At 43.5% G+C, this 12,165-nt stretch carries 5 protein-coding genes and 1 pseudogene; 3 read left to right on the forward strand and 3 right to left on the reverse strand.

What is annotated here, in order from left to right; genetic code table 11:
* Positions 1-147 precede the first annotated feature (147 nt).
* Positions 148-2,886, forward strand: a complete 2,739-nt coding sequence (locus CXF82_RS14835) for a TonB-dependent receptor plug domain-containing protein (RefSeq protein WP_102044460.1) — start codon at positions 148-150, stop codon at positions 2,884-2,886.
* Positions 2,887-3,031: 145 nt separating this feature from the next.
* On the opposite strand, the pseudogene yfcC reads toward CXF82_RS14835, so the two are convergent.
* A pseudogene (yfcC, locus tag CXF82_RS14840) lies at positions 3,032-4,509 on the reverse strand (putative basic amino acid antiporter YfcC).
* 179 nt (positions 4,510-4,688) lie between these two features.
* Entirely contained in the window at positions 4,689-6,140 is a 1,452-nt protein-coding gene (gene panF, locus CXF82_RS14845; protein ID WP_101092136.1) for a sodium/pantothenate symporter, read from the reverse strand.
* Between the two features lie 662 nt (positions 6,141-6,802).
* Between panF and CXF82_RS14855 the strand changes: the two genes are divergently transcribed.
* A complete protein-coding gene (locus tag CXF82_RS14855) occupies positions 6,803-7,717 on the forward strand; it encodes a LysR substrate-binding domain-containing protein (protein ID WP_101092134.1) in 915 nt (304 codons plus the stop codon).
* A 216-nt stretch (positions 7,718-7,933) separates the two neighbouring features.
* Here CXF82_RS14855 and focA read toward each other — a convergent pair whose 3' ends face one another.
* Complete coding sequence (focA, locus tag CXF82_RS14860) at positions 7,934-9,496, reverse strand: formate transporter FocA (RefSeq protein ID WP_102039238.1); 1,563 nt, start codon at positions 9,494-9,496, stop codon at positions 7,934-7,936.
* A gap of 945 nt (positions 9,497-10,441) precedes the next feature.
* On the opposite strand from focA, the gene CXF82_RS14865 reads away from it, so the two are divergent.
* Positions 10,442-11,974 carry a DUF3360 family protein gene (locus CXF82_RS14865; RefSeq protein ID WP_101092131.1) on the forward strand — a complete coding sequence of 511 codons (1,533 nt, stop codon included), beginning with the start codon at positions 10,442-10,444 and terminating at the stop codon, positions 11,972-11,974.
* Positions 11,975-12,165: the final 191 nt, after the last annotated feature.

Genomic DNA, 12,165 nt, shown 5'->3' on the forward strand with positions numbered 1-12,165 from the left:
CCTGTAACTAGATTGTTGCCACAGTTAATTAATTATGGTTATATTCCGCTGAGAAATATATTTTCATTTACATTTGAAACAGCTTAAAAAGATATTTCTAATTAAAATAAAACAAATAATTATTATAAGTTTCCAGGGAGTAATGATATGCAAGTTAATTCAAGATTGGCCAAAGCTGTTCGCTTTGCGTTAGTAAGTGGTGCAGCAACTGCAGCAGCGCTTAGTTCGCCAGTTGTTCTTGCCGTTGACGCTGACAATGCGGATAAAGTTGAACGAATTCAAGTTACTGGTTCTCGTATTCAACGTAGCGACATGGAAACAGCAACTCCTGTTACTGTGTTAAGTGCAGATGATATGGCGAAACAAGGTTTTACCAATATCCAAGAAGCACTAGAAAGCTTAACGTCAGCCACCAGTGCAATGACAACCCAATCTGTCCACGGTTTTACCCCAGCAGCTACTTCTATCAGTCTTCGTGGTGCAGGTGCTAACCGTACGCTAACCCTGATTAACGGTAAACGTTTGAACCAGTACCCAAAACCTTCTGGCGGCACTGATAATTTCGTCGATACTGCAAACCTTCCAATGGAAGCTGTACAGCGTATTGAGATCTTACAATCAGGCGGTTCAGCCATTTACGGCGCTGACGCTGTTGGTGGTGTAATTAACATCATTTTGAAAAAAGACTTCGAAGGTGCAGCACTTAAGTATCGCCACGGTGACACCACAAATGGTGGCGGCGCAAGCGACCGTATTGCACTTTCATTAGGTTCTTCTTCTGATAAAGGCAACATTTCCACTTTCATCGAATTTACTGATACAGAAGCACTCAAGGCGACTGATAGAGAAAACTTTGGTCTACATACAGACAAAGTACCTCACAGCGCATCTTCTCAATATAGCTCATATGGTGCGAGAATTTCTGGCGCTGGTGCTGGTGCACGCGCACTTTCAGCAGAAGAATGTACCGCTGGCGGTTTTTTCTGGGATTCTGCTCGCAGCATCTGTGGTTTTGACCGTTCACAATGGCGCGACCTTCAACCTGAAAGCTCTCGTTTTATCAGCTCTACCAACTTTAACTACGAGCTAAGTGATAATATTACTTTCCTTGGCCGTTTAGATTTTGCTGAAGCAAAATCCACAACGAACATAGAACCATCAGCAACAAATGATTATGACATCAATGTCGCTGGCGATCAGCTAACAGTGAGCTATGGCAAAATTGGTGAAGATGATTACCTAAGCAAAGTTTTTGGCAATAAATCAGCTGTTTTAGGCGGCGATTTCGCTAACGCAGAAGATGGCGACTACACCTATATTCGTCGTCTACACGAGCTTGGAAACCGTTCAACAGAAACCAAGACCCGTAACTACTTCTTTACCGCTGGTTTAGAGGGTATGTTAGCAGATGAATATAGTTGGAACGCATCAGTTAACTATGGCCGTACTAACGTTGATGTATTTGGCAGTGGCTATGCTACTGCTGGCGGTATGTTTGATTATGTGTCCGCAGGCGAAAACGGTAATTCATTGCTTAAAAATATGTCAGATAAAGATGCAGAAAAAGTATCTTATACATCTTTTGAGCGGGCGCAATCTACACAAAAAAACGTACAAGCTAACATCACTGGGCCGCTATTCGAGATGGATGCAGGCGATGCCATGTTCGCATATGGTGCAGAGTACACTACACAAGACTATAGCTCTGACACTGATTCCGAATCTAAGAATGGCAACATTCTAGGAAAAGGCGGTTCTTCAGGAGCGGGTGAGCGTTCAAACTGGGCGACTTATGCAGAATTGAGCATTCCGGTGTTGGATGTGTTAACTATTGATGCAGCGCTTCGCTATGATCGCTTTGATGATTTTGGTGGTAACCTTTCACCACAAATAGCAGTAGAGTATCGCCCACTTAGAGAACTACTTGTTCGCGGATCGTGGAGCTCAGTATTCCGTGCACCAGATATGCACCGTGTATACGGTAATGCAACCGATGGTTTTGCTACCGTCATTGACTTTAAACAATGCCAAGCAATGGGCGGCGCTCCTGGTACGACATACCCAGATGAAACGCTAAATGCAATCTGTAATGAACTGCACATTGATAGTACTACCGGCGCGAATAAAGAGCTAGAGGCAGAAACTGGTTACACTGCAAATATCGGCACGGTATGGGGTGGCGAAGCATTCAACGCATCATTCGATCTTTGGGAATGGAAGCTTGACGACATGGTCAGCGATATCAGTTCTTCAAAAGCTGCTCGTGAATACGAACAGTTTGAAGACATGATCACGCGTGACGCAGACGGGACTATTACTCATGTCAATGCAACAGCACAAAATCTAGCCTACCAAAAAGTACGCGGTCTTGATCTAACTGCTGGTTATAACTGGGATCTGAACCAGCTAGGAGAGCTTAAGCTGAATTTCCGGAGTACTTATATCCTAAATTCAGAGTACCAATTAACACCAACAGATGAAGTTGAAGATGATATTGATAACGGTGGCTTGCCTCAGTATCGTGCAAATATAGTATTAGGCTATTACATCAATGACTTCGAAGCGACATTAGCGGCATACCACACTGCTCGCATGCACGGCAGCCAATACAAGTCATTAAAGAAATCAGCTATCGATGCAGCTGAAAAAGCACAAACTGAGTTAGATTTTGATGAAAGTGCTCATGAAGTGGCTTCTCAAACTAAATGGAATTTAACAGCAGGTTACAACATCACTGACTCAATAAAAGTCAAAACGGGTGTGGTAAACTTGTTTGATGCTGGTCCTAACTTTGACCCAACTGCAACGTCATGGCCACACTACCCACGTAACGTATACAACGCGCGTGGACGTGAATGGTTTGTTGAAGGTGAAATCACGTTCTAAATAATGTAGAAATTAAGCGTTATGATTTAACGCTTATTTAGACATAAAAATGGCATCCTCGGATGCCATTTTTTATATCAGTTTAAACATACACACTGCATTTATGGACATTTCTGCGTTACCTGCGCTGACAATTTATCTCGATTTAACTAAACCCTAAGTAGTGAGCGGCGATAACAATCACACTCGATACACAAAACAGTGCGACCATGAAACGCCAAATAAATTTAAGCCACTGTCCCCAATCAACTCGGCACACCCCTAATGTTGCCATCAAGGATGCTGACGTTGGCACCAATACATTGGTAAAGCCATCCCCCAATTGAAATGCTAGCACCGCCACTTGCCGCGTAACTCCAACAATATCAGCTAAAGGTGCCATCAATGGCATCGTCAGAGCAGCTTGGCCAGAACCTGAAGTCACAAAAAAGTTAAACACAGATTGAAACACCAACATAAACCACGCTGACATCACACTGGGCAAATGACCGATAAACTCACCTGACACACTCAAAATAGTGTTCAAGACACTTGGATTAGCTGCATTACTGCCGCCTAACAACAGTAAAATGCCTGACGCGCACCCAACGAGCACCGCGGGTTCCAACATTGTCGCTGCGCCTTGTTTAAAGCTAGCCGCAACCTTATTAACGCTCATGTTGTTGAGTTTAAACACCACGCCAATGATCCCTACGATGATCCCCATCGTAAAAAACTGACTGGCGATCTCAGGAATAAACCACGCATTGGCAATAACGCCCCAGATTATCCACGCAATCGTCGCCACAATTGTGAATAGCACCAATATATCGCCTACGTTAAAGCGGCTATCAAGCTTAGACTCGCTCGCATTATCACGAAAGTATTGGTCACTGCTGTAACTGTAAGAAAATGCCGGTTTCGCTTTGACTTTAGCGGCATAACGCATAGTGAAAACCAAGCCCATTAATGTGAACCCGAGCCACATCACCACTCGCATGCTTGAGCCCGACAGCACAGGTACGTCCGCGATACCTTGTGCTATCGCAACGCTAAAAGGGTTCATCCAGGAACTGGCAAAGCCTATTTGGGTCGCCACATACGTCACCATCACGGTTGTAATGCCGTCATAGCCAAGCCTTATCATTAATGGGCAAATAATTATTGCGAACGCTATCGCCTCCTCCCCCATTCCAAAACGGCGCCGCCTAAAGAAAACAAGATGAATATTACTGGAATGAACAGGGTTTCATTGCCGCGGGTTTTGTCGATCAACTTTAGTATGCCGTTATCAATCGTGCCTGTTGCCATCACAATGCCAAAAGCACCGCCTATGACTAACATGAACATGATGACGCCAATCGCGCTACCCCACTTGGAACCTGAGACTAGACCTTCAAATGCAAAATTAAAAAAACCTGCGCCGCCTCCCCCTTCAAATAAGCTCACAGGGTTAAGTATAGGCTCACCATTGGCATCTTTTTCATAAGAAAATGAGCTGGGGTCGATAACACTACGACTCTTCTCAACGCCATCAATGACGTAACTAACCTCTTGTGTTTCAAACGAACCAACGGGGATGAAATAGGTCATTAATGCCGCGCCCAGTGCGACAAAGAAAATGATGACTAGCGTGTCTGGCATCTGCCAAGTATTGCTCTGCACATCAACACTATTGTTAGCGAGCGCGGGGGCCTGTTCGTTCGAGGAAGGAGCTTGATTCATTTTACAGCCATATTATTGTTATTTGGCTGCAAATATAAACCAATGTGGAGCCTTTATCTATGCATCATCCGCGCGGTAAGCAGCATTTGGTAGCATTATCATGCAACCGATTGCTTTCGCGCAAAATAGCATGTCAGTTGTTGTACCATTAACATGAAAATCAGTGAACATAATAACGCAGGCACAATGGGGTGGATCTGATAAGGCAAAGGCGTTTGGTTTTGTAATAGCAGATAACTCAACATGCCACTTACCATTGCCGCCAGCGCACTATTTCCAGTAATAGAAGGCCAATAAAGCCCAGCCACAATCGGCCATAAGAATACCGCTTGCAAGGCGCCAAAGGCCGCCAAGTTAATCCAAACAATCATATCGGGTGGGCTCAATGCCCAGTAACAAGCACTGAGGGTAATTAACAGCATCACAAAGCGAGTCAACCAGACTTGCTTTGTCGCTGATAGGTTTGGCATCACTTTAACCATTCCATCTCGAACAATACTGGTCGCTGATTGCAGTAACATCGAGTCAACCGACGACATCACTGCCGCAATAGGGGCTGCCAGTAATGTGCCCGCGATTAATGGCGGTAACAAACCTGACATGAGTGTTGGCATAATATTGTCTGGCACACTCAAATCAGGAAATAAAGCCCGGCCAAGCACGCCACATAAATGTGGAATTAACGTCATAAAGAAGCAAATTATGGTGCCCCAAATGATCCCGGTTTTTAATGAGGCTTTATCTTTTACCGCCAACAAACGCACAACGGTATGTGGCAAGCCCATGGTGCCAAAACAGATCAACAACCAAAACGACAACATCATTGGCCAAGATAAAAAGTCATCGATACTGTGGGGACTAAACAAGGCTGGGGTTTGCTGAGTGAGTAGCTGCATTTTTTCCGGTAGTTGCGGCTGCGACAATATCACCAGCAACAGGATAAACAGCCCTAACAACATGACAATACCTTGCAAGGCATCGGTTAATACCACCGCCCTAAAACCCCCTGTTAAGGTATAAGCTAATACCGTACAAACGAAAATAACTAAGCCAAGCTCATAGCTTATTCCCGTAACGCCTGAGAGTAACCTAGCGCCACCAATAAACTGCACCGAAATCATGGCAATAAAACCAACCACTAAGCTGACCATTGCAAAAGTACTTAAATAAGGGTTTTGAAAACGTGCATCCAGCCACTCAATGAGGGTCACATGTTGATGTCGCCTCATCGCCAAAAATCGACTGCCCAGCACGCCTAAGGTTAATAGTGCGACAGGCACTTGGATAAGGGCTAACCACACCCATCCAAGTCCATATTTATAAGCAGCACCAGAACCGCCGATAAATGAACTCGCACTGGTATAAGTGGCCACTAAGGTTAATGCGAGTAATGGTCCACTGAGAAATGCGCCGCCGATAAAAAATCGCTTTGCCTTATCAGTATAGAGTCCACTGTCCTCATCAGTTCTACGTGACTGACGAGCACTCCAAAAGCGTGTCACTAACAGGCTCATTACTAAGTAAAGCAAAACCGGTAATAAACTAGTCATTGGTTTCCCCTAGTGTTCTCACCAAAAAAATGATTAGCATCAGTGGCGCCAAAATGCAGGAAAACCAGAACCAAATAGGTAAGCCGTACCAGTAGCCATACTCCGTTAGTAACAAAGGCCCTAGGCACCATAAAACAAAATAACCAAGGGTTAATAACAATGCAGTGGTTGATAACGATCTCATGAAAGCACACAGCCTGAGTTAAATATAAGAAGCGGGATGACGACACTAAAGTCGTGCGATGGCCGATTCTAATCAATATTTACAATCGGCACCAGCCAGAGTAACCAGTTACTTAACTCATATCTTGATAAATGTTTAAACCGTTACTTTACACGCTGTAAAAAACGCCACTATTGGCGACATAAGATAACTTACTGATTTACTGATGAAGCTTTCATACTAACAAGCAAGGCACTGGCTATTCCCCCATCTCAGTGATCACCTTGAAAAGCAGTCAACACACAGACATTTAATCAGATGGTACTATTTGGGTGCACACTATATTTAGAAGAGTGAGCCGTCTCTAAGTTTTTCAAACCGTTACCCAACTTAGCTTGTGTCCCTAAAGATCCCCCCCTAAAATCAGGCTTTATAGATCATCAATAAAATTGATAGTTTCCATTTGGCAAATTTTCAGTTAGGGAAAACAATATACATAATGAAGTACTCTCTTAAGCAAATCATGGTTTTTGATGCTGTTGCCAGTTTAGAAAGCGTCAGCGCGGCGGCAAGAAAATTGTCTATGACACAGTCAGCAGTGAGTATGTCACTAGGACAGTTAGAAAATTTGCTAGGTCGACCACTCTTCATTCGCCAAGGGAACAGACTCACCCTAAGCCACTGGGGCAACTGGCTTAGGCCAAAAGCCAGACGTTTGCTACAAGATGCGCAACAGATTCAATTAGGTCTTCACGAACAACACCTTATAAGTGGAAGATTTAGGATTTGTTCAAGTCAAACCGCCGCAGAGCATCTGCTTCCTGAACTTATAAGTAAAATTGATACCGATTTTCCAGAACTACGAATTGACTTGATGGTGGAGAACACCGAAAACGTGATCGAAGGCTTACTTAATTATGAATACGACTTTGGCATAATCGAAGGACGAAACGACGACAGTCGTCTTCACCAAGAGCAATGGCTAGATGATCACCTTGTGGTGGTTTCATCACCGCATCATCCTTATGCCAAGTCAAAATCAGCAAGCTTAGCGCAGCTAGAACAAGCCAAATGGGTACTGCGCGAACAAGGCGCCGGAACCCGGCGTATTTTTGAGGGTGCTATTCATGGGATCATTGAAAAGCTGCATGTGTGGAAGGAGTATGAATATGTCTCGGTACTCAAAGCGCTTGTGAAAAATGGCCCTTATTTAAGTAGCCTGCCCTACTTAGATGTAGAAAAAGAGATAGCGAGTGGCGAGTTAGTTGTTTTATTAACACCACAACTCAATATGCAGCGTCACCTTTCATTTGTTTGGCGCAATGATTCAGGTGAAAACCCACTAAGAGATTGCGTGATCACAGAAGCTAGGCGTCTTAGCCGCCACAAGCTGTCATCAAAAAGCCCCCGTTAACGACGAAAGAGACAAAGAGGTGCAATGGTTCATCGCACCTCTATACCCATTCTACTTGAAGATGCTCGTTTCAGAGGCGGTGTGCGAGTTCAATTCTAGACGCATTAATATAGAAATGGTTATTCCCTTTTAAGTTAGTGCAACAACGAAGTGGGCTTGCACAACGCCTCTGAATCCTGCATCTTCAGGTAGGACGGGTATATATATCAAACAAACTTAAAACTTGTAAAGATCACACACTTTTTGTGCGATATCTTCTCGGGTGATAACGCCACATAACACGCCCTCATCGACCACAGGGAAGACACTTGGCTTGCTAGCATTCGCCCCGCGTAGCCGCTCTTCATAGCTTTTAAACGTATTGCCTATCAACATAGCACTATCATTGACTGGGAATAGCTTGCTTCTATCGACCACCATTAACTCAATCAAGTCAGCAACAGCATCTAAAGGCGAGACTGTTAATACTTGGGTTTGCATCAAGTCACCGACTTTAAAGCTAATACCACGGACAAATTCTTCAGACCATAAACTACGTAACAGATCCTGCTGTGAGATAAACCCAAGTAGCTGCTTTTTTTCGTTGACTACGGGAGCGCCACGACTAGCGCTGTCTGATAGTTGTTTAAGCCCTTCATACACAGAAAGATCCGCGGTGAGAGTGAATGGCGTAGGGTTCATAAGATCGCTTACATTTAGTCTTTGAATTGTTTTTGGCATTATTTTTACTCCGGGGAATAGATGAGAATGGCTGTTACTCTCAATCAGTGAAGACTCTGCTTCTGCTTGTTTTGCTAATGGGGTTTCGATTTGAGTATCAAAAGCCGCTAACGCAATAACTTCCGCTAAGCAGGCTTGTTTATTTGAAGACGTAGTTCTTTGATTTGCTATTGGATCGGCCTTTTCTATTAACCAATATCCCAAACCAACAAATAGGCCACCGCCGACAATGTTGCCCAAAGTCACTGGTATTAAATTATTGATAATAAAATGATTTATAGTAAGGTCTGCAAATTGACTTTGCGTCACATTGAGTGCTTCGAACCAACTTGGATCAGAAAATTGGGCTATAACGATACCGAGAGGGACCATAAACAGATTTGCAATGCTGTGTTCAAAGCCACTACTCACAAACATGGCGACAGGTAGCATCAAAAGAATTGCTTTAGTTAATGCATCTTTACTGGCGAATGTCATCCACACACCTAGACACACCAACATGTTACACAACATACCCAATACAAATGCTTGCCACCAACCATGGTGTAGCTTGTGTTGCGCGATATTAAGTGCGTTGAGACCCCATTGTCCGTCGTTCAAATTTTGCATGCCTGCGATAACGATCATGCACAACATCAGCATCGCACCCACAAAATTTCCTGCGTAGACTCGTGCCCAACATTTAAGCAAGTCCGTACTTGATACTTTTTTCTGTGCCCAAGCCACGCTGCTCAATACAGTGCTTGTAAACAGCTCTCCACCACAGATCACAACCAACATTAAGCCAAGACTAAAAGCCAGTCCTCCCGCTAGTCGAATGAGCCCCCAGGGCCCGCTGCTGCCTGTTGTGACCGTAATATAGAACACAAAAGCCAATGCGATAAATGCACCAGCAAATATTGCTAAACCAAAGGATTCCCATTTGGCTTTAATCACTTTATCTGTACCGTACCCTTCAGCTTGCTGGTATAAACTTGGCGTTGCAGCATTCACCGGGCTCGTTGTCGTCTCCGTTTGGTGCGTTAAAGGAATGAGGTTTGGTTGACTATGTGCAGTCATGCTTCCCCCTCGCCTTTACGTCACTAAACTTAATATGCGCTACATTCATTAAATTCTCCTGTTAATCCATCGCTTCGCTCGGTCTGAGAACAAAATTAACCTAATAACACGCCCAATAAAATTGGGTAATAATGATGGTCGCTATCATTATTATTGATATGGAAAGTCAATAAAATAGAGTTGTTAAAATTGTAAAAAACAGCAACAACCAACATAAGTCATTGTATGTAAATAGAATTTATTTATTGCTCTGTATTGTTTCGGAGGATATAAAAAACAACAACAAAGAAGAAAGGATCATCAATCGCTGATTAAAGGTTAACAAGAGTGATAAGTGACGTGTATAAACAGTGCTATCTATTCAGTTGATTTGAGTCAATTTCAAGCACATGAATAAGCCATTTTACGGTTATCGATAGATCTCGAGAATTCCTCAATCAACACTAAAGTGGGCATAGATCACACTAAGCTTTAAATCTGGTGTGACAAACGTCCAATTATTGTGACTATGATTGCTCCGTAGCAAGATAACTTTACTGACGGTTATAATTTAAGCGTTTTTGCCGCGTTTATTGATCTAGACACTAAGGCAAATTACATGCCTATTATTCGATTGTTTAGTGATCACTTTATAAGTTGTTAAGTTGCTCTCAAATTACCCAAACAGCACATTCAATAACTTTGATACTTGATGTTGTACCTTGGTGGCTATGTTAATATTTGCGAGGTAAATTGGTCAGACCAATTTACATTGTGTAATGGATTATCACTGTAACCCCCATTTAGCAGTAACAATGCCTAATATTTGGTCGTTACAGAAGCGTTAACAAAGGCTTGAAGTCGACTACACTTATTGCGACACAAGTTGTTAATTCACAGGGAATACCCAAAAGCAGTTACGAATCCCGATGAATCACCTAAATTCTTCTCGGAGAATGAGAAATTATGCCTGAATCAGTAAAGAATGAAGCAGTAGATGGCTCTGAACAGAGCTACCAAGCACTTCACAGACCAGCATCAGAGTTCAATACCCGCGAAGAGTATTTGGATAATGAGCTAAAAATCATGAAGCCAAAGCGTTGGGGGCTTAATCTCCCAGGTAGAGACTTTAGGTTCGAATGGGAAGACTTAGTCCCTGCCATTGCAGGTACTATAGGTATCACTGTAATGTACTCAGCGGTTATGGCGGCATGGGCCTCAGGTCTGTCAGCTCGTTGGGAACACGTCAACTTGGGAGCTGAATTTGCTATCCAAGTCGTGCGGGTTGAAATGCTTATTCCGGCCCTGCTCTTTTGTATTATTAGCTCAGGATTTATTAATCCCCGAGCCAATCTCGGCGGTAATCATGGACCAATGATCCCTTTGATTGGTGCTATCGCGTTAGCAGGAGCTCATCCACTGGCATTAGCCATTTTGCTCGGTGTATTTGGCCTCATTCTTAGTTACTTTAAAGGCGGGTCTAAGTTAGTTAACTTGACCAGCAGTGGCGTGGCAGGTGGCTTGCTCGTTTTCTTAGGTTTTATGGGTGCTAAAAGTCAAATAACCTCATTATTTGATTGGGCTGGCGGACTTGAGGCTAAACATGCTTTAGATTACAGCCTAGGCTATGTCGCTTTCTTTATTTTATTAGCCAACGTCATCCTCTACTCCTACCTCGCTAAAATAGGTAAACGCTGGCTAGCCATTCCACTGTGTTCAATTGCCGCAATAATACTGGCTTTTGCACTTGGCGCTGGGCTAGACCTTCAGTTTGTAACTGAACCAGGCATCCCAAATTTAAACCCTATGTATTGGTGGGGCTCAACTGAATATGGCTGGCAGTTAGGCTTACCTAACCTCCAACATTTCATCGCGTCATTACCGTTTGCCATTCTCGCTGTGGCGATGTGGTCACCAGATTTTCTGGGACACCGAATTTTCCAAGAGCTCAACTATCCAAAGGGTTCTGAGAAAGTATTGATGGATGTTGATGACACAATGACAACCTGTTCTCTACGTCAAATTGTCGGAACTGCAGTAGGTGGCGGTAATATCACCTCATCGTGGGGGACCTATATGATCCCTGCTGCGATTGCTAAGCGTCCTATTCCAGCGGGTGCTATTTTGCTCGGCATTATGTGTATCGCTGTCGCAGTCATTGGTTATCCGATGGATATCACCGTCTGGCGTCCTGTCATGTCGATTGCACTTTTAGTTGGCGTGTTTTTACCATTACTTGAAGCGGGTATGCAGATGGTGAAAAACACCAAAAACAGCCAAGCCGCGGGTATATGTATCTTTGCCGCCTTTGTGGCAAACCCAGTATTAGCATGGGCATTGACCATGTTCTTAGACAACAATGGTTTAATCGGTGATAAAGAACGCGCCAAATCACTGTCGGTAACTGACCGTATCGTTATCCCAGGGTTAGCGTTTATTATCTGTCTGGCTGCGATGCTAGCGGTTGGTATGATCACAGGTATACCGGCACTGCTTTAAATTATAATAAGGAAGAGAGTCCTCCGCTCTCTTCCTCATTTTCTCATCTATAATCCTTATCAACATCTTTGATACTCATCATTAGTTTTATCAACCAGTAGTATCAAAGCAAATATTGATAATACAAATCTACTTGCGAAAATCGGACCAACTCTCGAATACCTGACATCGTAAAAGGATGCAAACATTAA

This window comes from Shewanella sp. GutDb-MelDb (assembly GCF_002836075.1).
In the GTDB taxonomy this organism is placed as follows: Bacteria; Pseudomonadota; Gammaproteobacteria; order Enterobacterales; family Shewanellaceae; genus Shewanella.